This window comes from Kribbella sp. CA-253562 (genome assembly GCF_050942265.1).
Lineage (GTDB): Bacteria > Actinomycetota > Actinomycetes > Propionibacteriales > Kribbellaceae > Kribbella.
Window position 1 is genome coordinate 8,330,409 of the sequence record NZ_CP192049.1, and the last position, 24,690, is coordinate 8,355,098.

A 24,690-nucleotide genomic window follows, 5' to 3' on the forward strand; every position below is an offset into this window, starting at 1 on the left:
CGTCGATTACCTGACACGGGTGCGACCACCGCACCTGGTCAGGTGTTCCGATGACGACGAGTGAGCTGCTGGGCAGCACCCGGCGCGGGTTCCTGACCGTGACGGGTGCGGCCGCCGCCCTGGCGCTGACCGGCGCCCTGCCCGACATCGAGCGGGCCGACGCCGGCGCGACCGGCCGGCCGGACCGGCGTGATCCGTTCACGCTCGGCGTCGCGTCCGGTGATCCGCTGCCGGACGCGGTCGTGATCTGGACCCGGCTCGCTCCCGAGCCGCTGGCGCCTTTCGGCGGGATGGACCGCCGTCCGGTCGAGGTGCAGTGGCAGGTCGCCGAGGACGAGCACTTCCGGCGCGTCGTCCGGCACGGCGCCACCCAGGCCCGGTCCGAGGCCAGCCACTCCGTGCACGTCGACGTCCGCGGTCTGCGGCCCTGGCGGCACTACTGGTACCGCTTCCGCGTCGCGGGTCATTACAGCCCGGTCGGCCGGACCCGCACCGCCCCGGCGTACGACGCGAACGTTCCGGTGATGACGATGGCCTTCGCCTCCTGCCAGGCCTGGTGGGAGGGCTGGTACACCGCGCACGCCGATCTGGCCCGGCGCGAGCACGACGTCGTGTTCTTCCTCGGCGACTACATCTACGAGTTCGGCATCGACCGGGGCGTGCGGCCGCACTCGAACGAGGACTACGTGACGCGGCAGACCGTCACGCTCGACGAGTACCGCAACCGGTACGCGTCGTACAAGCTGGACCCCGATCTCCAGGCGGCGCACGCGTCGGCGCCCTGGGTGGTCACCACCGACGACCACGAGGTGGTCGACAACTGGGCCGACGAAGCGCACCCGAGCGCGCCGCCCGCGCAGTTCCTGGTACGCCGCGCGAACGCGTTCCGCGCGTACTGGGAGCACATGCCGCTGCGGCTCGCCCAGTTGCCCAAGGGTCCGGACCTGCAGCTCTACCGCCGAATCCGGTACGGACGCCTGGCGGAGTTCAGCGTGCTCGACACCCGGCAGTACCGCTCGGACCAGGCGTACGGCGACGGGTCGAAGCCGCCCGGCCCGGAGTCGCTCGACCCGGCCCGCACGCTCACCGGCGACGCGCAGGAACGCTGGCTGCTCGACGGCTGGACCGCGTCCCGCGCGCGCTGGAACGTGCTCGCCCAGCAGAACGCCCTGGCCCAGCTGGACGTGAAGGACGGTCCGGAGATCCTGGTCCCGATGGACACCTGGGACGGGTACGCCGCCTCCCGCGACCGGGTGCTCGGCGGCGCGTACCGGCGCAAGGTCCGCAACCTGGTCTCGATCGGCGGCGACCTGCACCGCAGCGTCGCCTCCGACCTCAAGCTGGACTTCGCCGACCCGGACTCCCCGACCGTCGGCAGCGAGTTCGTCGGGACGTCGATCACGTCCGGGCTGGACGGCATGGACAACGACGCGGGCGGCCTGACGCTGCTGCGCGAGAACCCGCACATCAAGTACGGCAACTTCCAGCGCGGCTACGTCAGCTGCACGATCACGCCGCGGCAGTGGATCTCCGACTTCCGCGTGGTGGACCGGGTCACGGTCCCGAACGGCACCGTCAGCACCCGCGCGAAACTCCTCGTCGAGGACGGCCGCCCCGGAATCCAGACAGTCTGAGGAGCTCCCGATGTCCCGCACCGCCCTCACCCTGACCGCGACGGTCGCCGCGACCGTGGTCGCCACCACCACCTTTTCGATGCTCACAGCAACGACTTCGCCGGGCGGCAAGCCCGCCGGTGTCCAGGTGACGACCAACCCGCGGCAGCTCAGCGTCGTCGGTCTGCCGTGCTTCCCGGCCCGGCTCGACCTCACCATGACCAACACCGAACCCGACAGCCGGTACGCCGACCTGACGCTCGCCGCGAGCGGTCCGTTGCAGCTGTCCCGCGAGGTGTTCTCGTCGTACCTTCCCGCCACCGATCCCGATCAGCCGGTGAGCGCGCCGGTCGAGGTCCGGGTCCCGCGGGATGCCGAGCCCGGCACGTACCGGATCGACCTGGAGGCCGACGGCACCAAGGTTTCCGTCCCGGTCCAGGTCGAGCCGTTGCCGCCGAAGACGCCCCGCAGCAACGTCGCGCTCGGCGAGCAGGCCACCGCCTCCTCGACACACGGCAACTTCGCCGTCTGCGGCGCGGTCGACGGCGACAAGGACTCCGAGCACTGGGACACCCTGACCGGCTGGAACGACGGCACCCGGGCGGCCTTCCCCGACACCTACGACGTCGCACTCGCCGCTTCGACCACGATCAGCCGCGTCGAGCTCTACACCCTCGACTCGGTCAAGTACCCGGCGGCGACGAACGGGCTGCGCGACTGGGACGTCCAGGTCCGTTCCGGCAGCGACGGCTGGCGAACGGTGGCGGAGGTCCGCGGCAACACCCTCGGCCACGTCACCTCGACCTTCGCCCCCGTCGCGGCCGACGCCGTTCGCATCCTCGCGCTGGCGGGCAACGGCAACAGCTATTCCCGGATCGTCGAGCTCGAGGTCTACGGCTCGTGAGTCGGGTCCGAAGAACCGTGCGCGGCTCTTCGGACGCTACGCGGTCAGCGCAGGTACGAGGCGCCGTTGAGGTCGAGCACGGTGCCGGACGACCACACCGCCTGTGGCGAGGCGAGCCAGTGGACGGCCGCCGCGACCTCCTCGGCGGTGGCGACCCGGCCGAACGGGCTCTGCGCGCGGATCGCGTCGCCTTCGGGCGCGTCCAGGAGCTGTGCGGTCATGTCGGTGGCGATGAATCCGGGCGCGACTGACGTCACGGTGATGTCATGTGGCGCCAGCGCGACCGCCATCGACTGCCCGAACGCGTGCAGCCCCGCCTTCGAGGCCCCGTACGCCGGGACGTCGGGCTCGCCGCGGTAGGCCCCGCGCGATCCGACGTTGACGATCGCGCCCCGCCGGACGCCGTCGGCCGGGTCCTGGTCGATCATCTGCCGCGCCACGCACCAGGTCAGATGCGCCGCGCCCTCGAGGTTGACCGCGAGCGTCCGGCGCCAGGCCGCCACCCATTCGTCGTACGGCGTCTCGGTGATCGGGTGACCGAGCCGGCGGGATCCGGCGACGGGCTCGTCGACGTACAGCGCGGCGTTGTTGACCAGGACGTCGACCCGGCCGAGCACAGCGGCTGATTTCTCCACCAGGGAAGGGATCTGGGCCGGATCGCCCAGATCGGCGGAGACCACTCCGTGCCCGTCGCCGGCGAGCTCCTGGCGGACCGCTTCGGCGCGGTCGACGGCTCCCCGGCAGTGCAGCACGACCCGGTCGCCGGCCGCGGCGAAGACTCTGGCCACCTCGGCTCCGACCCCGCGGGACGCTCCGGTGACGAGTACTCCTCTGGACACTGGTGGTCCCCTCTCGTTGACTGCTCCCATTGTGCCGGTGACAGCACGACGGCGACAGAATGACATCACTGGAGGTTGACAGTGACGTCATCATGACGTCATGCTTGCTGTCATGGAACTTGACCACTACCTCGAGTCGGTCCGCCGTAGCGTGGAGAACGCCACCGCGCTGGCCGACGACCAGACCCGCTCCGTGGCGCAACGCCTCGGAGCCACGCTGGATGACGCCGGCCGCCTGGCCCTCATCTCAGCCCTGTCCGACGCCGCCGGGGAGATCAGCCGTGAGCTGTCGCCCGGATCGGTCGAGCTCCGGATGGCCGGCGGCCGTCCCGAGTTCGTCGTCACCCCCGCCCCGAGTCACCTGACCGGCGCGGACGACGACCTGGACGACGACGACACCGACGACACCCAGGACTCCGGCGCGACCGACCTCGCCCCGGACGCCGACGAGCCGACCGCGCGGATCACGCTGCGGCTGCCGCTCTCGGTGAAGAACAAGGTCGACGAAGCCGCCACCGCCGAGGGCATCTCCTCGAACGCGTGGCTGATGCGCACCGTGATGACCGCCCTGACCGGCGACCGCGGCCGCCGCGGCTCCCGGCCGCCCCGCCCACCGCGCCCGCCGCGCGGAGGGGTGTTCGGCCCCGACGGCCCGCTCGGGCCGGACGGACCGCTGGGTCCCGACGGGGTCTTCGGCCCCGACGGCGTGTTCGGTCCCGACGGACCGTTCGGCCCGGACGGCGTGTTCGGTGACGGGCGGCGCGGAGACCGGCGCGAGCGCGGCGAGCGCGGCGACCGCCGCGAGCGAGGACACAGCCACGGCCGCGGTGGACGCGGACCGGGCCAGCGGATGACGGGATGGGCGCAGTGAGCGGCTTCAGCCAGCAGTTGATCAGTGAGCCCGGCGAGCTCGACCGGGTCCGGATCGAGATCGGCGCCGGCCGGGTCGAGATCGTGCCGGTCGACGGCGATCGGACCCAGGTCGAGATCGAGGTCGACAACGGCACCGAGGACGATGTGCGGTGCAAGCTGTCCGGCAGCGAGCTGATCGTCGAGACCACGAAGAACCACCGGCGGGGTCCGGAGGTCCGGATCCGGATCCAGACCCCGGACGTGCTGGCCGCCCGGATCAAGACGGGCTCCGGCGACATCTCCGCCCGGGCGACGCTCGGCGAGGCCCGGCTGTCGACCGGTTCGGGCGAGATCCGGCTCGAGCGGGTCGAGGGCACGCTCGCGGCCGGCACCGGCAGCGGCGACATCCGGGTCGACCACGCGGCCGGCCAGCTCCGGGCGAACACCGGCTCCGGCTCGATCGACATCGAGCGGGCCGATGCCTTGGCCGGACTGTCGACCGGGTCCGGCGACGTCCGGGTCGGCGAGGCCAACGGGCCGACCACCGTGAAGGTCGGTTCGGGCGACATCACCATCGAGCGGATCCGCGATCACTCGGTCGCCACGTCCGGCTCCGGTGACGTCCGGGTCGAGCTGGCCGACGGGCCGAGCGTGCGGGCCGAGACCGCCCGCGGTGACGTCCAGATCGGCGTACCGGACGGCGTGCCGACGTACCTGGACCTGAAGACGGTCACCGGCCGGATCCGGTGCGACCTGGAGCCGGGCGAGCAGCCGGCCGAGGGCGAGCGCTCGCTGATGCTGCGGGCGCGCACGGTCTCCGGCGACATCACCGTCGTCCGGGCCTGAGGCCATCAGACATCACCAGCACGGGGACGACCGAGGGGACGAGCACGATGATCACCGAACATCAGGAGATCGCGCGGTGTCAGGTCGCCGAGCAACTGCGGCAGGCCGAGCAGCGAGCGCTCCGCAAGCAGGACCGGGCCGACCGTCAGACGGCGTACGGCGTCAACGCTCCCCGGCGCGAGCTGGCCGGGGTGCTGCGCCGGCTGGCCGACCGCCTCGAGCCGCAACCGCGGCACCGGCGAACCGGCCTGTCCGTGGTCCGCTGACCAGTCAGGAAAAGTTGCAGGAAGCTGCAATCTCCCGGTCCCGGCACGGGCCGATCGACGGCCCGCTCGCGCTGCTAGCGTTCCGCTGGTCATCGGTGCCGGACTCGGGGAGAAACGAAGATGTTGCGTCAGGTATTCGCCGCCACGGCCGCGGTCGCGCTGCTGGCCGGGTGCAACAGCGGGGACGACAAGCCCTCCGCGGACAGCACTTCGACGGACGGCGCGAGCCAGACCCCCAGTACGCCGAGCGTCCCGGCATCGACGCCATACGACCCACCGAAGGCGTTCGCAGCGGTCACCGCGACCGCGCTGCCGGAGGAGAAGGACCACACCACCTTCACCCCTCGGGTCGCCATGGTCGGCATGACAGCGGTGGCCAACAGCCACAGCGGCGCCTTCGGCCAGACGATGAACGGGACCGCGACGACGTGGCGGACACCGGCCACCGACATCACCGACGGCAGCGTGGTCACCCAGGACGTGAGCACGCCGGTCGCCGTCCAGGTCGACGGCAAGCCGGCCGTCGCGGTCGCCTACTACCAGCGGGTCAAGGGCGGCGGGACGTCGAAGCCGATCGTCCGGGTGCTGTTCCGCTGGCTCGACCCGGCCGACGGCAAACCGTTGTCCGAGGCAACCTTCGACGCCACCGCGCTGCTGGGTGACCAGGAGGTCAACAGTGGTCTGCCCGGCGGCTTCACCGAGCAGGCCGTCGACCGGGCCACCGGCCAGTTCGCGATCGGGGTCGCGCCGACCAGTCTGATCGGCGCCAAATCCGGCGTCATCACCGTGATCGCCGACCCGGCCACCAAGAAGGGCGTCGGCGTCCCGTTCATGAAGCCGGCCGGGATCAGCCAGGGCGTCCTGGTCGGAGCCCAGGGCAAGGACAACACCCGGCGCTCGGTGGCGCTGGTGGACGTCGCCACCGGCAAGGTGACCAAGTCCGGTCTGGTGCCCGGGCTGGAGGGACTCAACCCGACGGGCGGCAGCGGCAAGTACGCGTACCTGTACGGCCAGAAGTACACCAAGGGCATCGGCGCCTACGGCCTCGGCGCCTACGTGGGCAGCATCTACGCGGTCGACCCGGCCACCGGCGCGGTCGTCCAGACCAAGTCCGCCGTGAAGGACACCCAGTACCTGCTCAGGTACGGCTGCCTCCCGGACGGCCAGAAGACCGTCGTCTGCACCGCGGGCGAGGGCGCGAACGAGGAGGAGATCGTCGCGTTCGACGACACGACCGGCAAGAGGATCTGGGGCTACACCGAGAAGAGCGCCGGCCGGGTCGTGCCGGGGGTGACCGCGGTGTTCCACGGCCTGGTCTACGCGATGGTCGAGACCAAGCCCGTGCTGGTGGACGCGCTGACCGGTCAGGACGTCCCGATCCCGACGCCGTCGCCGAGCACCCTGCCGAGCGACGCGGTCTCCCCCGGTGACGACACCACCCCGACCGACGCCGGTACGCCGACCGACGGCAGCACCCCGGCCGACGGCAGTTCGTCGTCCGTCGAGATCAGCCCGACCGGCGGCCCGACCCCGGCACAGCCCGACCTCACGCCGATGTCGCCGCAGAGCGTGTCCGAGTTCGGCGGCGTGTACGTGCGCGAGGACAACATGTCCAGCACCGACTCCGCCGGCGTCCTGCAGATCCTGAAGGCGGTCGGCTGACACCATGGGAGACCACCGAATGCTGCGTCCGTTGATCATGGCAACTGTCGCCGCCGTCCTGCTGGCCGGCTGCAACGCCGGTGACGACAAGTCGTCCGAGCAGGCGCCGGCCGACACCACACCGTCGGCCTCGGCGACGCCGACCGCGCCGGAGTTCCCGGCGTTCGATCCGCCGAAGGCGTTCACCCCGGTCTCGGCGCTGGCGCAGACCTCGACCGGCGAGCTGAACACCGCGTTCGACATCAACGCCGGCATGGTCGGCCAGACCGCGTTGTACGCGGTGCGCCGCGGACTGACCGGCTACACGCTCGGCGCGAACACCTGGGAGGTGCCGTCCTCGGACGACCCGACCACGACGACCAGCGACTTCACCGAGCCGATGGCGGTGCAACTGGACGGCAAGGAAGTGATCGCGGTCGCGTACTCGCAGCACGTGCAAGGCAGCGGCACGCAGAAGTCGCACGGCCAGGTCAAGGTCCAATGGATCGACCCGGCCGACGGCAAGGTTCTCGCCGAGGCGGTCGCCGACCTGAGCGCGCTGCTCGGTCCGGGCAACGGCGTGCGCAACTTCTCCCCGGCGGCCTACGACGCCGCCACCGGCCAGATCGCCGTCGGCGTCCAGGTCCAGTCGCCGGACCGGTCGACCAAGCTCAACAAGCTGACGGTGTTCGCCGACCCGGCCACGAAGAAGGCGACCCCGATCCCGTCGGTGACCGCGGCCGGCGTGCGCGACGGTGTGGTGGTCGCGGCGAAGGGCGACCAGCAAGAAGGCGCCAAGAACTCCGCGATCGTGCAGGTCGACGGCGTCACCGCGGCGGTGAAGAAGACGATTCCGGTCCCCATGATGAACTACCTGAGCCCGGTCGGCTCCGGCGGCAAGCACGGCTACTTCGTCGGCCACGGCTATGTGAAGGACACCAAGTACGACGGCCACTACGTCTCCTCGTACTACGCGACCGACATCGCGACCGGCACGGTGGTGGAGACCAAACTGCCGAACTCGCCGGACTCGACGACGCAGGGCAGCTGCTGGTCCGACCACGTCGCCTCGATGGTCTGCACCGGCTCCGCGAACCTGCAGCAGGTCGACATCACCGGCTTCGACGACACCACCGGGAAGAAGACCTGGGGCTACAGCGCGGCGTCGGCCAACCGGGTGGTGCCGACCGTGACCGCGATCTACAACGGTCTGGTCTACGGCACGGCCGACGGACAGCCGATCCTGCTGGACGCCAAGACCGGCCAGGACGTCGCGGTCCCGAGTGCCACACCGTCGGACGGCAGCACTCCATCCGATGGCAGCACCCCGTCGGACGGCAGTACCCCGGGCGACGGCGAGAGCCCCAGTGACGGCGAGAGCCCAGGCGACGCGGCGTCGCCGAGCGACATCCCGACGAGCTTGCCGAGCCGCGGCGGCTGGGGTGACACCTCACTGCTGTACGGCCGGCCGAAGTCGCCCGCGATGGTGTCGAAGTACGGCAGCGCCTACTTGCAGGACCCCGGCAACGAGGCCCCGCTGAAGACCGAGAAGATCCTGGTGGTCCAGAAGGCCGTCGGCTGATCGTCGTACGGTCAGATGTCGGTGCGGTGGAAGTTCAGGTGCGAGCGCGACGGCGTCGGGCCGCGCTGGCCCTGGTAGCGCGAGCCGTACTTCGCCGAACCGTAGGGGTGCTCGGCCGGTGACGACAGGCGGAAGAAGCACAGCTGGCCGATCTTCATGCCCGGCCACAGCTTGATCGGCAGCGTCGCGACGTTCGACAGCTCCAGCGTCACGTGCCCGGAGAAGCCCGGATCGATGAACCCGGCGGTCGAGTGCGTCAGCAGCCCGAGCCGGCCCAGCGAGGACTTGCCCTCCAGCCGCGCCGCGACGTCGTCCGGCAGCGTCACCAGCTCGTACGTCGACCCGAGCACGAACTCACCGGGGTGCAGGATGAACGGCTCGTCGCCCTCGGGCTCGACCGTGCGGGTCAGGTCGGGCTGTTCCTCGGCGGGGTCGATGTGCGGGTACTTGTGGTTCTCGAAGACCCGGAAGTAGCGGTCCAGGCGCACGTCGACGCTCGACGGCTGCACCATCGCAGCGTCGAACGGATCCAGCTGGACCCGCTTCGCGTCGAGCTCGGCCAGGATGTCGCGGTCGGAGAGCAGCACGCAGGCACGGTACCGCAGCCCGGCCTTCGCAGGGCAGGCCGGACGCCTACGCGCCGCTCACAACTTCGTACTGACGACGGCCCTGGTCGCTCCCCGTCGACTGGTGGTGCTCCGGTCCGGACCCCTCAGCTCTCCGGAACAGTGCTCACCTGCGGGCCGTCGGCAACAGCTTCGCCGGCTCGGTCAGGCCAGCTTGTTGAACTTCGAGACCTGGTTGGCGAAGGTCTTCACCTGGGTCGGCGACCAGTCCTTGAGCAGGTCCTCGATCACCTTGTGCCGCTTCTTGCGGGCCGCGGCGAGCTTGCGCTTGCCACTGGCGGTCAGCGTCAGCAGCGTGGCGCGGGCGTCGGACTTGTCGGCGGCCCGCTTCAGCAGACCTTCCTCCTCCAGCCGTGCACAGGCCCGGCTGACCGGACCCTTGTCCACCTCGAGGGCCGCGACCAGATCCGCCATCCGGACCGGAGCGAGCTCCTCGACGTGGTTCAGCAACGCGTACTGGGCCGGTTCCAGGTCCGGGTGTGCCTCGTCGGACAGTGTCCGCTGCAGACCTCGCAGCCGGCGCGCCATCGTGACGAGCTCCCGTTCCAGGTTGTCCAGCGCGTCGTTAGTGTCAGTTGCCACCTCTTCACCCCTTCTTTGCAGTTGCCCCGCAACCATCTTGTCCGGTCCTGGTCAGGACCGCATCCTCACGTTGCGTCCATTGTTGCCCCCGGCAACGCGTTCTAATCTGCCAGAGTTCGGGCGCTGTGCCCAGTCCTTGGGCGCGGCTTTGTGGAAAACTGCCCGCCTCACCCCCCGTGCAAACCGCCCCACCGACCAGGTATGATCCATCGCGTTGTGAGCGTGCGGGTGTAGTTCAATGGCAGAACATCAGCTTCCCAAGCTGACAGTGCGGGTTCGATTCCCGTCACCCGCTCCACCGCAGGGCCCATGTCCTGACAGCACGAAGGCGCCGCCGGAATTCCCGGAGGCGCCTTTTCGCTTTCCGCCACGGCCGCGACACGGCCTATTCGAAGATCAACTGACCACCGCGTTTGACCCCTCATCCAGCGGGTAGTCCCGCCGATTGCATGCCCCAGGCACCGATCAGCGGGAGAAACCGCGGCTTTTCGGATCGTCCGGCGAGTTCTGGTCAGGACACTCGGGCGCCCCCGTCGAGCTCGAGGTCGACGGCATTGACGCCGCCGTTGCGGAGCAGGAAGTCGACGGCGTCGACAACCTCGGCGGTGGTCACCGTCCGGCCGATCGGCGTCCGGGAAACGACCTGCGACAGCTCGGCGTTCTGCCATTTCGGAGTGTCACCGACGATGCCGGGGTGCAGCACGTTCACGCGCAGCGGTGCGAGTTCCACCGCCAGTGTCCGGGCGAGCGCGGAGACGCCGCCGTTGACGGTGGTCACCATCGTCGATCCCGGATACGGCCGGTCCTTGGCCAGACCACCGAGCAGTACGACGGAAGCACCCGGCCGGAACCGGTCGGTGAGCACTCGCACGGTTTCGGCGTACCCGACGAGCTTGACCGTCGCCGCGGCGATCGCGTCGCCGAGCTGGAAGCCGGCGATCGTGTTCCCGCTCGGCAGGTTCGCGGTGATGACGAGGTGGTCGACCGCGGTGATCTCGGCAAGGGCCGACTCGATCGTCTCCGGCTGCGTCAGGTCGACCGCCAGCCCGCGGGCCAAGCCGCCGACCAGCGCCGCGGCCTCATCGGCTCCTGACTTGGTCCGGCTCGTCACCACCACGGAGTCACCGCGCTCGGCGTACTCCCGGGCGATCGCCAGCCCCAGTCCGCCGCTTCCTCCGACCACCAGCACCTCGGCCACGCTTCGCTCACCTCTTTCCGCTCCGGCGCCGGTCGCCGTGAGCACCGAAGGCAGCAACCTCCGTCGGCCTCGATCTGTTCCGCTGGGCAGAAAGTCGGTGGTAAACGGTTGCCGGAAGATAGTTTCTGCTGCTTGACTCAAACGGTGAGGTTCTTCCCTTCCGCCCGGGAGTTGTTGTGGAGCTCAGTCGCCGCCGCCTGCTGTCGTTCGTCCCTGCCGCCACCCTGCTGACCGCGGTTCATCCCGCGCCCGCGTCCGCAGTCGGCACCGCCACGGGAACGGAGGTTCCAACCGTCGAGGGTCCCGCCCAGCTGCTCGCCAACCTGGCCGGCATCTTCACCGGCACCGCCGAGTCCAACGCGCGTCCTGAGGTTGCCGCGAAGCTCGCCGCGATGGACCAGACCGCCCGCACCTGGCTGACCGCGATGGATCGCGCGGGCGCGACCGAGGCGTTCGCCGGTCTGCCTCTCGGCACCAGCGACCCCAACCTCAGCGCGTCGTACCAGCACCTCTACGAGATCGCGCTCGCCGTACGGCGCCCCGGTCCGGCCTCCGAACTGCAGGGCAACGCGGCGATCCGCGCCAAGGTGCTCGACAAGCTGGCCTGGCTGCACGCCAACTACTACGGCGACCAGGCGAAGGGGTACTACGGCAACTGGTTCACCTGGGAGATCGGCATCTCGACGTACGCCGGCCGCACGCTGGCGCTGCTCGACGCGCCGCGCGACCTGGTCACGACGTACGTCGCGTCGATGGACGCCTACCTGCGCAACGGGATCGACGGCGACGTGAACCTCGACTCGCGCTTCCACACCGGCGCGAACCTGGCCGACATCACCACCAACCGGATCGTCCAGGGCGCGCTGCTCGGCAACGACGCCCGGATCCGCAAGGCGCTGCAGGACCAGTTCACCGTGTTCGCGACGATCGACCCGTACGACCTGCGGCACGGCGTCACCGACGGGTACTACGCCGACGGCTCGTTCATCCAGCACAGCTCGGTCGCCTACACCGGCTCGTACGGCAAGGCACTGCTCAGCCGGGTCGTGCAGACCGTCAAGCTGCTCGACGGTACGGCGTACGCGACCAGCGACGGGCTGGTGAAGGTGGTGCAGGGCTGGGTCGAGACCGGGTTCGCGCCGCTGATCTTCGAGGGCTGGATGATGGAGGTCGTCAAGGGCCGCGCGGTCTCCCGGCCCGGCACCGGGTACGACGACGTCGCGGTGGTGATCGAGGCGGTCGTCGACCTGGCCGACTACGCGGCCGCGGCGGACGCGGCGCTGCTGCGGTCGTACGTGAAGTTCACCGCGCGGCCGACGCTGAACCCGAACAGCTTCGTTTCGCCGGTCAGCGTGGCGCGGTTCCACGAGATCGTCGGCGATCCGGCGATCGTCGCCGCGGATCTGAATCCGGCCGCGAGCAGCGTGGCGTTCAACGCGATGGACAAGACCGTGCACCGGCGGCCCGGCTACGCGTTCGCGCTGGCGCGGAGCTCGGCGCGGATCAGCAAGTACGAGTACATGAGCGGCGAGAACCTGCTGCCGTGGTTCCAGGGCGACGGGGCGTACTACCTCTACCTGGCCGGGCAGGACCAGACCCAGGCGTACGGGGTCGACTACTTCACCACGGTCTCGCCGTACGGGCTGGCGGGCGTGACAGCGCCGGTCGAGCAGCGGCGGACGATCCCGGAGCTGTACGGAAAGGCGTTCTACGACAACCCGGCGCATCCGCTGAACTTCACCGCGTCGTCGGAGTCGCAGAACACCTATGTGTACTTCCCGCGCGGCACCAACCGGTACTCCGGTGGTGCGACGCTCGACACCTTCGGGGCGGTCGGATGGGTGCAGTCCGACGACTATCCGTACGCGCAGCGGGCGAAGCTGCCCGAGGACTTCGTCGTGTACCGCAACGCGTCGGCCACCAAGTCCTGGTTCCTGCTGGACCACGAGATCGTCGTACTCGCTGCTGGGGTCGGGGACGCCGATCGTGCCGTCACCACCACGGTCGACGCCCGGCCGTCGTTGCCCGCGGCTCCCGTCACCGTCGAAGGCGTGCTGCGCAACGGCCGCCGCTGGTCAGGCTCCGGCGTCGCCGAGCTGCGCTGGCTGCACTACACGAACGGCACCCAGTCGGTCGGCTACTACTTCCACCAGCCGGCCCGCACCCGCGTCGATCTGGCCCCGGTCACCCGCAGCCGCCGAGTCGTCCGTACGTCGAACCCGGACACCGCGGTCACCCGCAACGTCTTCTCCCTGACCCTCGACCAGCCCGCCGGTGCGTTCACCTCCCACGCCTACTCGCTGCTGCCGAACGCCACCCGCACCCAGCTGCACTCCCACCGCCCGCCCCGGATCCTCGCCAACACCACCCGGGCCCAGGCGATCCACCACCCCGCCCTCAACCTCACCGCCGCCAACACGTTCGCCGCGGGACCGCACCTACTCCCCGGCCTGATCGTCGACGGGCCTGCGTCGACGGTCGTCCGCACCCAGGGCCGTCAGTTGACCATCGCCGTCTCCGACCCCACCTTCACGCGCTCGACCATCACCCTCACGATCCCCGGCCGTCGCCTCACCCTCACGACCCCGAACCCCGCTGTACAGGTGACTCACACCTTCCTGGGCACCCGCCTCACCTACACCACCCACCACCTGCACGGCGCCACGGTCACCGCCGTACTCCGCTAGCTCTCACACCCCACACCGTCGTCGTCGGCATCGAGCCCGTAGACGTCGGAGCCGACAACGTCCACCGGCCCCTCGACATACTCCGGCCCGTTGCCGCTGCCGCCTGCGCAGTCCACATCACTCGCGATCGGCACACAACCGCTGTAGTTGGAATCGCAGCCCCCACCGGTCTCCTCGACAGCCTTCGTCCCGACTGCAGTCACCTCAGTGACCGGCTTGCGCGTCACCACTCGTCGCACCAGCCGCTTCCCGACCTGCTTCCCACCCGTCACCGTCACCTCGTACGTCAACCGCTGCACCCCGGCTCGGCCCCGAGTGGCGACCTCCCGCGTCCCGACCTCGAGCGACGCGTCCTGCTTGGTCACCCGCTTGAAGGCGATGGCCCGCGTCTCCACCACCAATCGCCGTACGGTCACCGGCTCCGCAGGCGCGGTCCGCACCGGCGTCGTCGGCTCGGTCCGCACCGGCGTCGGCTCGGATGCCGTCGGCGAGGTCGTCGTCGCTGCACGCGTTGTCGGCGGAGTCGTCGCCGGTGCGAGCGTCGGCGTGCTGGGCGCCCCGCTCACCACCCCGGCGACAGGCGCACCTGTCCCCTCCTCCCCGCCGTCCGCGCAGCCCCCGGTCACTACCACCAAACCCGCCACAACAAAGATCCATCTCCCACCCATCCCCACACCCTCGACCTCCGGCCCGGACGTCACAAGACCTCGCACCCGACGGGATGCGAGGTCTTGGAGTCGACCAGCTCAGCTGCCGCCGGCGCCGACGAGTTGGCCGTCGAGGGAGAGGATCTGGATCTTGCCCTGGCCCTTGGCGGGGATAACCACGGCCAGCTGGTGCAGGTAGTCCTGGTGCAGGGTCTGGGTGTACTTCACGTAGCTGCTGAAGGCGGTGGGTGGTCCGCTGGTCCAGTACGCGTTCGAGCCGGGCTCGATGTGTTGCAGGTACTGCTCGGTGAGGGCCAGGAAGACCAGGGCCTCGCCGTTCGGTGTGATGAAGGTGAGGGGATCGCCGGACGGGCGGAAGGTGTCGGTGGCGGTGGAGATGTACGGCTTCTTCGCGTCGGCGATCTTGTCCTTGGCGCGCTGATTGAGCAGGCTGACGGTGCCGGGGGACGGCGTGAAGAGGGCCGCCTGGGGGGACTTCGGACCGCCAGTGAGGTAGGCGGCGAGGTTCGCGGCTGCTGTCTGGGGAAGGCTGGCGAGCTTGCTCATGTCGGCCTTGGTGGGGGTGCGCAGACCTGCCAGCGGCGGGAGCTTCATCGTCGCGCTCGGGTAGACCGAGTACTTGAGCACCCACGGGTCGCCGGCGGTGGCTCGTTCCCAGACGCCGAGCTGCTTGCTGTCAGGGCTGGTGGAAACACCGGAGGCGACCACGAACCGCATCGGGTACGACCCGTACTGCGGGGCGCCGATGCTCGGCTGCGTGTACGTGAACGGCTTGACCTTGTCCTTGCCGGCTTCGTCGGTCTTCCGGCTGATCTGGTAGCCGGCACGCGTCATGGTCAGCGTCGGGTCGGTCTCGATCGCCTCGGACAGCTTGGCGTCGCGGGCCTGGTTGGCGCGGTTGTTGAGCTCGTTGTACTTCTGCACGGCGGCGAGCCCGTCTGCGACCGTCACGGCGGCCCGGGTGACGGGTCCGGAGCTGGTGTTCTGCTGCGGGATCGCGACACAACCAGTTGCTGTCAGCAACAGCATCCCGCCGGTCAGCAGGCTGCCCACCCGCTTCAACCGCGGCGGCGAGTACGCCGGCGCCTGGTACTGCGGGGGAATGCCCGGCACGGGCTCCGGCCGCCGCTCCGGCTCCTCCTCGGGCTCGTCCGGCTCCGGCTGGTCATCCCCGACCGGCGCTCCGACGGGCGCCCTGATCGGCTTCACAGGCTGCGCGACCGGCTGGCGCTCCTCCTCGGGCACCTCGACCGGCTTGACCGGCGGCGGCGACACCGGCGCCTGCGGGACCAGCGGGTACTGCACGCCAGGACCGGCGTACGGAGTCGTCTGCTGAGCCGGCGTGCTGCTCGCAACCGGCTGGCGTCTGCGCGGCAGCAGCAGCCAGATCCCCAGGAACAGCACGATCAGCCCGACGCCCAGAACGACGAGACAGATCCCGAAGAGCCCCTTGAGCTCCACCCCGACGGTGACCGTGGCGTCGACGCCCGGCGTACCGTCGGCGTTCATCACGACCACGTCGTACGCGCCGTCCTCGGTCTCCCACTCGGCCGACTGCTCGCCCGGCCCGGCGGCGTCCGCCAGCCACCAGTCGAGCCCGGTCGGCGGGTTGAGGCGGCCGGTCGCGCCCTTCATCTCCTGGGTCGCGAAGTCCGAGGGCGGATCGAAACGCACGACCCGCGTGTACGCCGACCCGCCGAGATAGCTGCTGACGTCGAGGTCGTGGCCGACGCCGACAAAAACCGGCCGGGAACTCGCGGCGGTCACGTGCAGCGTGAAGCCGTGGCGGTCGAGCAGGTCGGGCGCCGTGGCGACCGCCGGGCCGCGACTCGTCAGCCGCTGCTCTCCGGTGTCGACGGTGCTGTCCGGACCGACCAGCCAGAACGCGGAGGCCGCCCCGGCAAGCGTGACGACCACCCCCACCAGCGCGAGTGGCAGACCAAGAGTGACGCGGACGAAACGCATGAGTGGGGCTCCCGTTGTACGACCTGTCGAGTCCGAGCGGAGGACCGACCGGCACGACCCCCGCCACTGGCAGAGGTCGGCCGTCGTTCACGAATAACTGATCGGGCAGTGATCTGTTACTGTCCTGCGGTTAGTGAACGGCCATTTACAAATGATGGGGGTACGCCGTGGCCCGCCCACGCCTGATCGACGACGACACGATCCTGGACGCGACCCGCGTCGTACTGGCCGAACTCGGCCCGGTGAAACTGACCCTCGCGGCCGTCGGCGCCCGCGTCGGGCTGGCGGCGCCGACGCTGATCCAGCGGTTCGGCTCCAAGCGCGGACTGCTGCTCGCGTCGGCCGCGCGCTCCCCGTTGATGGTGATCCGCGCCGCCGAGCAGGCCGAGGCGCACAACACCTCGCCGCTCGCGGCGCTGCGCGACTTCGCCCTGTCGAGCGTCGCCCACATCGAGCGGCGCGAGCAGCTGGGCAACGGGCTGGGTTTCGTCCAGCTCGACGTCGCGGACCCGGAGTTCCGCGCGCACGCGGTAGCCCACTCGGCGGCGATCGTCGACACCGCCGCGCGCCTGCTCCGCGCCGCCCAGGACGCCGGCGAGCTGGCACCCGAGGCGGACGTGGACGCCCTGGCCCGGCTCATCCTGGTCTGCTTCAACGGAGCCTTCCAGGTCTGGGCGGTCAACGGCTGGGGGACGTTGACCGACTTCGTGCGCGACCAGCTCGACCTGGTACTCACGCCGTACCTGACCGGCACTCGTCGGTAGCTTGCCCCGTCCAGCTGACACGCGGACCCCATGCCCGTCCGCCGTCTGACGCCCGACGACTGGTCCCAACTCCGGCCGCTGCTGCAAGGTTTCGGCACCAAGTTGCCCGAGGCCGAAGCTCGACTCGTCTACGCCGACCTGCTCGCGGATCCCCGGTGGGCGATCTTCGGCGCCGCCGACGGCGATCGGCTGATCGGCTACGCGGCGGGACAGGTTCGCTGGTTGGAGTGGCAGGCGCATCACGAACGGGCGGCGCCGTTCTACGAGCGGCTGGGGTATCGCGGCGAGGCCTGTCCGCAGCCGGAGTATCCGACGTTCGAGATCGACTTCGGTTAGTCCAGCCGGTGCGGCATCACCAGGGTGGTGAACGTGCCCTGGTCGGCCGAGCGGATCACGACGGGGCGGTCGGGGGCATGGATCTCGAGCAGGACGTCGGGGCCGACGCCGGTGGTGAGGGCTTCGGCCAGCAGGCGGGTGGTGAAGCCGATGCGGAGCGGGGATCCGGTGGTGATCGCGTCGATGCTCCGGTCACCGATCGTGACGGCGAGGGCGTCGATGCTCAGGGCAACCACTTCGCCGGTGCCGAGCAGCTCAGCCAGACCGGCGCGGTCGACCATCACGCGGCAGGCGGGCGGTTCCAGGCCGTTCAGGACAACTTGGTAGTCGGGATACTCGGCGTTCACCACCGGCAGAGTGCGGGTCTCGGTGCGGCTGGTGATGGTCAGCTCGGCACCTGCCTGCAGCTCGACGGTGTCGGCCGCGGCGAGCCAGCGGGACAGCTCGGTCAGAGCCGGTGCGGGAACCAGGATCGCGCCGGGCGTGCCCTCGAAGGACTGCGGACGCACGTTGCGAACGGCGAGCCGGTACCGATCGGTCGCGACCAACGTGACCTCAGCCTCGCTCAACTCGATCCGCACACAACCCAGCGCCGGCAGCCAGTCCGCGCCGCCGCCCTGCTCCCCAGGCCGCGCGGCCGAAGGCGTCACCTGCCGGATCGCGCTCGCCAGCTCCGGCCCGCCCAAGGTCACCCGCGGCGACCCGCCGGCGACCGGCTGTTCCGGCGTACTGGAGAGGCTCGCCAGAATCCGGTACGCCGCCCGGCGGGTGGCGACCGCCTTCTGCTCGACCGTCCGCAGATGCGCCTCGACCACCGCCGCCGCGGCGTCCGGCTCGCCGTCCAGCACCCGCCGTACCTCCGGCAACGGCAGGTCGATCTCCCGCAGATCCCGCAACAGCCGGGCTCGCGGCTCCTGCTCGGGCGCGTAGTAGCGATATCCGTTGCCCTCGTCGACGACCGCCGGTCGCAGCACCCCGCAGTCGTCGTAGAACCGCAGCGCGCTCGGCGTCAGCCCGACCCGCCGCGCGAACGCGCTGATGCTCACCAGGTCGTCCACCACACCCCCGATCCAACACCTTCAGCCAACTCGAAGGTCAACGCGCGCCGGCCGGGCGCGATGGGGACAATGGTCCCGTGTCGAGGTTGTTCGTGGTGACGGGAGCGCCTGGGGCGGGCAAGTCCACCGTTGTGCCGGAGCTGCTGCGGCTCAACGAGGGTGGGCTCGCGGTGATGGACATGGACGAGCTGCTCGACGACGACGGCCGCTTGCTCGGGATCTCGATCGCCGATCCGGCCGCGGCGCCGCACTGGCCGGCGTACAACACGCTCTGGCTGCGCATCACCGAGCTGGTCCGCCGCTCGGGCATCCCCGTCCTGCTGCTCGCCCCGCTGAGTCCGAGTGAGCTGCGCGAGGGCCGCTGGTTGCACCTCGACTGCCCCGACGCCGTACGCCGTACGCGCCTGGCCGAGCGCGGCTGGACCGAGAGCGAGATCGACGGCGCGGTCCGCGACGCCGCCGAGATCCGCAAGCTCGTCCCCCGCTCGGTCGACGGCACCGGCACCCCGGAGGAGTCGGCCCGCGAGATCCTCGCCTGGGTCAAGGAGTAGAGCCCAGGCGGAGGATCCCCGTGTGTACGCCGGGCCGATATCGCCCAGCGACCGGTCGGCACGGCGACGGCCGGCGTCAGTCGAAACGGCGACGGCCGGCGCGAATCGGCGGTCGGCACGGCACGGCCGGCGTCAGTCGGCGGTCGCCAAGCGCAGGCTGGTCGGCACCGCGGCAGGCGGCGTCAGGCTCAGCGGCCCCCGACCGGGCGTGATCGTCCCCAGCACCGACGCGTGGCGCGCTCCGGTGCAGCTCGGAACCGTCCCGGCCAGACCGTGGACGGTCAGGAAGCCCAGGACGGCGAAGGCGTAGGCCTCCTTGGCTGCCGACGGCAGGCCCAGTTCGTCGGTGCTGCGGAGCGGCAGGTCGCCGAGCTCCTCCGCGAGCCGGTGCATCAGGGCCGGGTTGCGGATGCCGCCGCCCGCGGCGATGACCTCGGTGCCGCCGTGGGTCTTCACCGCGTCGGCGACCGTACGCGCGGTCAGCGCCGTCACAGTCGCGACGACATCATCGGATGGAATCTCCGGCAGCCCCTGCATCCGCTCGGCCAGGTACGCGAGGTGGAACAGTTCCTTGCCGGTGCTCTTCGGCGCGGGCCGCGCGTAGTACGGCTCGGCCAGCAACCGGTCGAACAGCTCCGGATGAACCTTGCCGCGCAACGCCATCAACCCGTCCGCGTCGAACGCCAGCCGCCCGGCCGTCAGTTCGCCGACGACCGCGTCGATCAACGCGTTGGCCGGCCCGGTGTCGAAGGCCACCGGATCGCCCTCACCCGGTACGACGGTGATGTTCGCGATCCCGCCGAGGTTGAGCGCGACCGGCGTCCCACCCCGGCCCCGCAACCACAGCACGTCGAACAGGCTCACCAGCGGCGCTCCCTGCCCGCCGGCGGCGACGTCCCGCGAGCGCAGGTCCGACACCACGGTCGTGCCGGTCGCCTCGGCGATCCAGGCCGGCTGCCCGATCTGCAGCGTCCCGCGGACCACACCGTCGTCCACCCAGTGGAAGACCGTCTGCCCGTGCGACACGATCAGGTCCGCCCGACCAGCGCAGAGTTGCTCCACGGCCTGCTCGGCGACGCTCGCGAACGCCTGCCCGATCAAGGTGTCGAGGCGAGTCACCGAGGCCAGCGAAGTGCTTGCCGGAGGCAACGCTGAGGCGAGTTCCGTCCGCAGCTCCGACGAGTACGGCCGGCTCAGCATCCCGAGCGGCTGCAGCACCAGCTGGTCGCCGTCCAGCCGCAGTTCGGCGGCCGCCGCGTCGATCGCGTCGTACGACGTGCCTGACATCAACCCGATGACGCGCATCTCAGTCCCGCAGCTCGCGCCGGTGGTCGTCGCCGCGCAGGGTCATCAGCGCGACCACACTGACCGCGCACGTGATCACGACGTACCAGGCCGGGATGTCGACGTTCTTGGTCCGCTTGATCAGCTCGGTGATGATCAGGCCTGCGCAGCCCGAGAAGACCGCGTTGGACAGCGAGTACGCCAGCCCGAGCCCGGTGTAGCGCGCCCGGGTCGTGAACATCTCCGACAGCATCGCCGGCCCCGGTCCGGCCATCAGCCCGACCACCAGTCCGGCGACGAACACCGCGACGCCCTTCGCCGCGGTCGAACTCTCCTTGTCCTGCAGGAGATTCATCAGCGGGAACGCCAGGACGACGACCAGCGCCGCACCCGTCACCATCACCGGACGGCGGCCGACCTTGTCGCTGATCCAGCCCGCGGGCATGATCGACACCGCGAAGCCGAGGTTGGCCAGCACGGTCGCGACCAGCGCCTGCTGGAAGGTCGCGTTGAGCGTCGATTGCAGATACGACGGCATCACGACCAGGAACGTGTAGCCGGCCGCGGACCACCCCATCAGGCGGCCGATGCCGAGGGCAATGGCTTTGGCCACCTCGCCCGCGCCGGCCGGCACCCGCTCGGAGGCTTCCTGGACACGGGCGAAGTTCGGCGTCTCGTCCAGCCGGAGCCGCAGGAACAAGGCGACCAGCCCCAAGGGCAGCGCGAGCAGGAACGGAATCCGCCAGCCCCAGTCGTGCAACGCCTCGGTGCTCAGCACGGTGGCGAGAATCGCGGCCAACCCCGCACCGACCAGCAGCCCCAGCGCGACGGTCAGCGACTGCCAGGCGCCGTACAGGCCGCGCTTGGTGCGAGGAGCGAACTCGGTCATGATCGCGACCGCGCCACCGAACTCACCTCCGGCCGACAACCCCTGCAAAGCCCGGACCAGCGTGAGCAGCCAGGGCGCCGCCGCCCCGACCGTCGCGTACGTCGGCAGCAGGCCGATCAGCGTCGTCGACAGCGTCATCAGCAGCAGGACCAGGATCAGCGTCGGCCGCCGCCCGATCCGGTCGCCGACCCGGCCGAAGACCGCCGCACCGATCGGCCGGAAGAAGAACGCCAGCGCGAACGAGGCGTAGGTCTTGATCAGGCTCTCGGCGTCACTGGTCGACGTGCTGCTGAAGAAGTTGGCCGCGATCACCGTCGCGAAGAAGCCGTAGGCACCGAACTCGTACCACTCGACGAAGTTGCCGACCGTGCCGGCCACCAGCGACCGGCGGTGCCGCCGTACGTCGACCGTCGGGGTCCCTGCAGAGCTGCTCATCGGGTCCTCTCCCGCTCGCCCCCGGTAACTTTCCTCCCATTGACCCGTCCATCTTGGTCTACGAGTTCCCAGACCGCGAGTCGCCGTACCGCCTGGTGGTCGGTCACTGCCCGTGGCCGAGCCTTGACACAGCATGCACCGCGACTCGATGATCGGGGCGCTATACCGGTTTATCTCCCTCCGTACCCGCCCTGAAAGAGGTAGAGATGAAAGACGAGTTCCTGAGTCGCAGGACCCTGCTGTCCCTGCTGGCCGCCGGAGGTGCGGCGGCTGCGACCGGCGTCCCGCTGACCGCCTCGGCGGCACCCCGCAAGCCGCGCGCGAAGAACGGCCCGATCTCGGTCGCCTACGTCGAGGTCAACAACCACAGCATGCTGAACGTCGGCAAGTACACCCTGGCCAAGGGTGGCGCCCAGGTCTTCGACGTCGCGGTGATCTTCGCGGCCAACATCAACTACGACGGCACGAAGGCCTACCTGCACTTCAACGAGAACGTGCAGCGCGTGCTCGACAACGTCGAGACCGAGGTCCGCCCGCTGCAGCGCAAGGGGATCAAGGTGCTGCTGTCGATCCTGGGCAACCACCAGGGCGCCGGGTTCGCCAACTTCCCGTCCCAGGCGGCCGCCTCGGCGTTCGCCCAGGAGCTGGCCGACGCGGTCAACCGGTACGGCCTGGACGGCATCGACTTCGACGACGAGTACGCCGAGTACGGCGTCAACGGCACCGGCCTGCCGAACGCGAGCTCCTTCGTCTACCTGGTCTCGGCCCTGCGCCAGAAGCTGCCGACCAAGCTGATCACGCTGTACGACATCGGCCCGAGCGCGGAACGCCTGAGCTACAACGGCCAGAGCATCGCGAACACCTTCGACTACGCCTGGAACCCGTACTACGGCACCTGGTCGATCCCGCGCGGCCCGAGCGACAAGGCCCGGCTCTCGCCGGCCGCCGTCCACATCAACGTCTCGACCAACGCCGCCACCCTGGCGACCCGCACCAAGAACGAGGGCTACGGCGTTTTCCTCACCTACGACCTCGGCAGTACCAACTCGGCCGGCTACATCTCGGGCTTCACCAACCCGCTCTACGGCAGCAACGCGGTCTACACCCCCTAGCGGACACGTTCACGTTTCCCGCTTTGCCTTCGTTACCGGCCGGTATATACTCAAGTTACCGGCCGGTACGGCGTACCTGACGCACAACGAGGTAGGGGAACCAGTGAGCCACTACAAGTCGAATCTGCGCGACATCGAGTTCAATCTGCTCGAGGTGCTGGGCCGCGACCAGGTGCTCGGGCACGGCCCGTACGCCGAGATGGACGTCGACACCGCGCGCGAGGTGCTGAGCGAGATCGACCGGCTGGCCAAGAACGAGCTGGCCGCGTCGTTCGAGGACGCCGACCGCAACCCGCCGGTCTACGACCCGGCCACGCACGAGGTGCGGATGCCGGAGTCGTTCAAGAAGAGCTACCAGGCCTACATGGACGCCGAGTGGTACAAGCTCGAGCTCCCGCCGGAGCTGGGTGGCCAGCCGACTCCGCCCTCGCTGCGCTGGGCCGCGGCCGAGATGGTGCTCGGCGCGAACCCGGCCGTGCACATCTACGCCGCCGGGCCGAACTTCGCGCACGTGCTGTGGCGCAACGGCACCGACCGGGACAAGTTGATCGCCAAGCACATGATCGACCGCGGCTGGGGTGCCACGATGGTGCTGACCGAGCCGGACGCCGGCTCCGACGTCGGCGCGGGCCGCACCAAGGCGACGCTGCAGGACGACGGCACCTGGCACATCGAGGGCGTCAAGCGCTTCATCACCTCGGGCGAGCACGACATGACCGAGAACATCGTGCACCTGGTGCTCGCCCGCCCGCAGGGCATCGAGGGCGTCGGCGGCCCGGGCACCAAGGGGCTGAGCCTGTTCGTCGTGCCGAAGTACGACTTCGACCTGGAGACCGGCGAGCTGACCGGGGAGCGCAACGGCGCCTTCGTGACGAACGTCGAGAAGAAGATGGGCATCAAGGTCTCCACCACCTGCGAGATCACCTTCGGCGAGAACACCCCGGCCAAGGGCTACCTGCTCGGCGAGGTGCACGACGGCATCGCGCAGATGTTCCAGGTGATCGAGTACGCCCGGATGATGGTCGGCACGAAGGCGATCGCGACCTTGTCGTCGGGCTACCTGAACGCGCTCGAGTACGCCAAGCAGCGGGTCCAGGGCGCCGACCTGACCAACGCCGCGAAGACCGCGCCGAGGGTCACGATCACCCACCACCCCGACGTCCGCCGTTCGCTGATGACGCAGAAGTCGTACGCCGAGGCGCTGCGCGCGCTGGTGCTGTACACCGCGACCTACCAGGACCGCGCCGAGCAGGCCCGGTACGCCGGGGAGACCGACGAGCTGGCCGAGCGGGTCAACGACCTGCTGCTGCCGCTGGTGAAGGGCTACGGCTCGGAGAAGTCGTGGACGCTGCTCGGCACCGAGTCGCTGCAGACCTTCGGCGGGTCCGGCTTCCTGCAGGACTACCCGATCGAGCAGTACGTCCGCGACGCCAAGATCGACACCCTGTACGAGGGCACGACCGCGATCCAGGGCCAGGACCTGTTCTTCCGCAAGATCATCAAGGACCAGGGCCAGGCGCTCGGTCACCTGGCCGAGCAGATCCAGGGCTTCGTCGCCTCCGAGGCCGGCAACGGCCGGCTGAAGGAGGAGCGCGATCTGCTGGCCCGGGGCCTGGAGGACACCCAGAAGATCCTCGCGGTGATGGGCCAGGCGCTGATGGCCAGCAACCCGCAGGCCGAGAACGGTGATCCGCGCAACATCTACAAGGTCGGGCTGAACACGTCGCGTCTGCTCTACGTGCTCGGCGACGTGGTCTGCTCCTGGCTGCTGCTGCGGCAGGCCGAGGTGGCGCTGGAGCGGCTCGGCGGCGACCTGTCGCCGGCCGACCAGGACTTCTACGCCGGCAAGGTCGCCGCGGCCCGCTGGTTCGTCCGCTCGACGATGCCGACGGTCCGCGCCGAGCGGGTCAAGGCCGAGCTGACCGACCTCGACGTGATGGACCTGCCCGAGTCGGCCTTCTGACCGGCCCGAAATCTGCCCGCTGATCTGCC

The 24,690-nt window shown here is 70.1% G+C and carries 22 protein-coding genes and 1 tRNA gene; 14 read left to right on the plus strand and 9 right to left on the minus strand.

The features are described 5' to 3' along the window. Positions 1-50: 50 nt before the first annotated feature. Positions 51-1,634, plus strand: a complete 1,584-nt coding sequence (locus ACQPXM_RS39695) for an alkaline phosphatase D family protein (RefSeq protein ID WP_432943137.1) — start codon at positions 51-53, stop codon at positions 1,632-1,634. A gap of 10 nt (positions 1,635-1,644) precedes the next feature. Next, positions 1,645-2,517, plus strand: a complete 873-nt coding sequence (locus tag ACQPXM_RS39700; RefSeq protein WP_432943138.1) for a galactose-binding domain-containing protein — start codon at positions 1,645-1,647, stop codon at positions 2,515-2,517. A gap of 44 nt (positions 2,518-2,561) precedes the next feature. On the opposite strand, the gene ACQPXM_RS39705 is transcribed toward ACQPXM_RS39700, so the two are convergent. Continuing rightward, the gene (locus tag ACQPXM_RS39705) at positions 2,562-3,305 is read right to left on the minus strand and encodes an SDR family NAD(P)-dependent oxidoreductase (RefSeq protein WP_432943139.1); all 744 of its coding nucleotides are present in this window, start codon (positions 3,303-3,305) and stop codon (positions 2,562-2,564) included. Between the two features lie 163 nt (positions 3,306-3,468). On the opposite strand from ACQPXM_RS39705, the gene ACQPXM_RS39710 reads away from it, so the two are divergent. The 5 genes from ACQPXM_RS39710 to ACQPXM_RS39730 all read left to right on the plus strand — a co-directional run bounded on the left by ACQPXM_RS39710 (position 3,469) and on the right by ACQPXM_RS39730 (position 8,543). Further along, positions 3,469-4,227, plus strand: coding sequence for a hypothetical protein (locus ACQPXM_RS39710; protein ID WP_432943140.1), 759 nt, complete (start codon positions 3,469-3,471; stop codon positions 4,225-4,227). Further along, positions 4,215-5,054 carry a DUF4097 family beta strand repeat-containing protein gene (locus ACQPXM_RS39715; RefSeq protein WP_432943141.1) on the plus strand — a complete coding sequence of 280 codons (840 nt, stop codon included), beginning with the start codon at positions 4,215-4,217 and terminating at the stop codon, positions 5,052-5,054. Before ACQPXM_RS39710 ends, ACQPXM_RS39715 begins: the two co-directional genes overlap by 13 nt. 47 nt (positions 5,055-5,101) lie before the next feature. Continuing rightward, positions 5,102-5,320, plus strand: coding sequence for a hypothetical protein (locus tag ACQPXM_RS39720; protein ID WP_432943142.1), 219 nt, complete (start codon positions 5,102-5,104; stop codon positions 5,318-5,320). Positions 5,321-5,440: 120 nt separating this feature from the next. Next, complete coding sequence (locus ACQPXM_RS39725; protein ID WP_432943143.1) at positions 5,441-6,982, plus strand: hypothetical protein; 1,542 nt, start codon at positions 5,441-5,443, stop codon at positions 6,980-6,982. A 19-nt stretch (positions 6,983-7,001) separates the two neighbouring features. Further along, on the plus strand, positions 7,002-8,543 hold the full coding sequence (locus tag ACQPXM_RS39730; protein WP_432943144.1) for a hypothetical protein: 1,542 nt from the start codon (positions 7,002-7,004) through the stop codon (positions 8,541-8,543). 11 nt (positions 8,544-8,554) lie between these two features. Here the strand turns inward: ACQPXM_RS39730 and dcd are convergent, their stop codons facing one another. Together dcd and ACQPXM_RS39740 are read right to left on the minus strand one after the other, a co-directional pair. Further along, positions 8,555-9,130, minus strand: coding sequence for a dCTP deaminase (gene dcd / locus ACQPXM_RS39735; RefSeq protein WP_077019480.1), 576 nt, complete (start codon positions 9,128-9,130; stop codon positions 8,555-8,557). Positions 9,131-9,313: 183 nt separating this feature from the next. After that, positions 9,314-9,751 (minus strand): MarR family winged helix-turn-helix transcriptional regulator, encoded by a 438-nt coding sequence (locus ACQPXM_RS39740; RefSeq protein ID WP_237771578.1) that lies wholly within the window; start codon positions 9,749-9,751, stop codon positions 9,314-9,316. Between the two features lie 224 nt (positions 9,752-9,975). Here ACQPXM_RS39740 and ACQPXM_RS39745 point away from each other — a divergent pair. After that, positions 9,976-10,049 (plus strand) — tRNA-Gly (locus ACQPXM_RS39745). A 213-nt stretch (positions 10,050-10,262) separates the two neighbouring features. Here the strand turns inward: ACQPXM_RS39745 and ACQPXM_RS39750 are convergent. Further along, positions 10,263-10,949 (minus strand): SDR family oxidoreductase, encoded by a 687-nt coding sequence (locus ACQPXM_RS39750; protein WP_432943145.1) that lies wholly within the window; start codon positions 10,947-10,949, stop codon positions 10,263-10,265. A 176-nt stretch (positions 10,950-11,125) separates the two neighbouring features. On the opposite strand from ACQPXM_RS39750, the gene ACQPXM_RS39755 reads away from it, so the two are divergent. Continuing rightward, positions 11,126-13,636, plus strand: a complete 2,511-nt coding sequence (locus tag ACQPXM_RS39755; protein ID WP_432943146.1) for a polysaccharide lyase family 8 super-sandwich domain-containing protein — start codon at positions 11,126-11,128, stop codon at positions 13,634-13,636. Here ACQPXM_RS39755 and ACQPXM_RS39760 read toward each other — a convergent pair. Beyond that, positions 13,633-14,100, minus strand: coding sequence for a G5 domain-containing protein (locus ACQPXM_RS39760; protein WP_432943147.1), 468 nt, complete (start codon positions 14,098-14,100; stop codon positions 13,633-13,635). The two genes, ACQPXM_RS39755 and ACQPXM_RS39760, sit on opposite strands and share 4 nt — an antisense overlap. A gap of 282 nt (positions 14,101-14,382) precedes the next feature. Further along, on the minus strand, positions 14,383-16,269 hold the full coding sequence (locus ACQPXM_RS39765) for a hypothetical protein (protein ID WP_432943148.1): 1,887 nt from the start codon (positions 16,267-16,269) through the stop codon (positions 14,383-14,385). Positions 16,270-16,436: 167 nt separating this feature from the next. Here ACQPXM_RS39765 and ACQPXM_RS39770 point away from each other — a divergent pair, with 167 nt between their 5' ends. Next, positions 16,437-17,033, plus strand: coding sequence for a TetR/AcrR family transcriptional regulator (locus tag ACQPXM_RS39770; protein WP_432943149.1), 597 nt, complete (start codon positions 16,437-16,439; stop codon positions 17,031-17,033). Between the two features lie 30 nt (positions 17,034-17,063). Continuing rightward, positions 17,064-17,369: a hypothetical protein gene (locus tag ACQPXM_RS39775; protein ID WP_432943150.1), complete on the plus strand. Its 306-nt coding sequence runs from the start codon at positions 17,064-17,066 to the stop codon at positions 17,367-17,369. Here the strand turns inward: ACQPXM_RS39775 and ACQPXM_RS39780 are convergent. Next, on the minus strand, positions 17,366-18,430 hold the full coding sequence (locus tag ACQPXM_RS39780) for a MerR family transcriptional regulator (protein ID WP_432943151.1): 1,065 nt from the start codon (positions 18,428-18,430) through the stop codon (positions 17,366-17,368). The genes ACQPXM_RS39775 and ACQPXM_RS39780 overlap by 4 nt on opposite strands. A 74-nt stretch (positions 18,431-18,504) precedes the next feature. Here ACQPXM_RS39780 and ACQPXM_RS39785 point away from each other — a divergent pair, with 74 nt between their 5' ends. Further along, positions 18,505-18,978 carry an AAA family ATPase gene (locus ACQPXM_RS39785; protein ID WP_432943152.1) on the plus strand — a complete coding sequence of 158 codons (474 nt, stop codon included), beginning with the start codon at positions 18,505-18,507 and terminating at the stop codon, positions 18,976-18,978. Positions 18,979-19,110: 132 nt separating this feature from the next. Here ACQPXM_RS39785 and ACQPXM_RS39790 read toward each other — a convergent pair whose 3' ends face one another. Together ACQPXM_RS39790 and ACQPXM_RS39795 are read right to left on the minus strand one after the other, a co-directional pair. Further along, positions 19,111-20,283, minus strand: a complete 1,173-nt coding sequence (locus ACQPXM_RS39790; RefSeq protein ID WP_432943153.1) for an anhydro-N-acetylmuramic acid kinase — start codon at positions 20,281-20,283, stop codon at positions 19,111-19,113. 1 nt (position 20,284) lies between these two features. Beyond that, positions 20,285-21,586 carry an MFS transporter gene (locus ACQPXM_RS39795; protein ID WP_432943154.1) on the minus strand — a complete coding sequence of 434 codons (1,302 nt, stop codon included), beginning with the start codon at positions 21,584-21,586 and terminating at the stop codon, positions 20,285-20,287. A gap of 206 nt (positions 21,587-21,792) precedes the next feature. Here ACQPXM_RS39795 and ACQPXM_RS39800 point away from each other — a divergent pair, with 206 nt between their 5' ends. Together ACQPXM_RS39800 and ACQPXM_RS39805 are read left to right on the plus strand one after the other, a co-directional pair. Then, positions 21,793-22,698, plus strand: a complete 906-nt coding sequence (locus tag ACQPXM_RS39800; protein ID WP_432943155.1) for an endo-beta-N-acetylglucosaminidase H — start codon at positions 21,793-21,795, stop codon at positions 22,696-22,698. Between the two features lie 103 nt (positions 22,699-22,801). Then, positions 22,802-24,661, plus strand: coding sequence for an acyl-CoA dehydrogenase (locus tag ACQPXM_RS39805; protein ID WP_432943156.1), 1,860 nt, complete (start codon positions 22,802-22,804; stop codon positions 24,659-24,661). Positions 24,662-24,690: the final 29 nt, after the last annotated feature.

Bases quoted from the DNA above. Each gene is read 5' to 3' on its own strand.
- ACQPXM_RS39695 (WP_432943137.1), top strand. From the start codon at position 51: ATGACGACGAGTGAGCTGCTGGGCAGCACCCGGCGCGGGTTCCTGACC.
- ACQPXM_RS39700 (WP_432943138.1), top strand. From the start codon at position 1,645: ATGTCCCGCACCGCCCTCACCCTGACCGCGACGGTCGCCGCGACCGTG.
- ACQPXM_RS39710 (WP_432943140.1), top strand. From the start codon at position 3,469: ATGGAACTTGACCACTACCTCGAGTCGGTCCGCCGTAGCGTGGAGAAC.
- ACQPXM_RS39715 (WP_432943141.1), top strand. From the start codon at position 4,215: ATGGGCGCAGTGAGCGGCTTCAGCCAGCAGTTGATCAGTGAGCCCGGC.
- ACQPXM_RS39720 (WP_432943142.1), top strand. From the start codon at position 5,102: ATGATCACCGAACATCAGGAGATCGCGCGGTGTCAGGTCGCCGAGCAA.
- ACQPXM_RS39725 (WP_432943143.1), top strand. From the start codon at position 5,441: ATGTTGCGTCAGGTATTCGCCGCCACGGCCGCGGTCGCGCTGCTGGCC.
- ACQPXM_RS39730 (WP_432943144.1), top strand. From the start codon at position 7,002: ATGCTGCGTCCGTTGATCATGGCAACTGTCGCCGCCGTCCTGCTGGCC.
- ACQPXM_RS39765 (WP_432943148.1), bottom strand. From the start codon at position 16,269: ATGCGTTTCGTCCGCGTCACTCTTGGTCTGCCACTCGCGCTGGTGGGG.
- ACQPXM_RS39775 (WP_432943150.1), top strand. From the start codon at position 17,064: ATGCCCGTCCGCCGTCTGACGCCCGACGACTGGTCCCAACTCCGGCCG.
- ACQPXM_RS39790 (WP_432943153.1), bottom strand. From the start codon at position 20,283: ATGCGCGTCATCGGGTTGATGTCAGGCACGTCGTACGACGCGATCGAC.
- ACQPXM_RS39795 (WP_432943154.1), bottom strand. From the start codon at position 21,586: ATGAGCAGCTCTGCAGGGACCCCGACGGTCGACGTACGGCGGCACCGC.
- ACQPXM_RS39800 (WP_432943155.1), top strand. From the start codon at position 21,793: ATGAAAGACGAGTTCCTGAGTCGCAGGACCCTGCTGTCCCTGCTGGCC.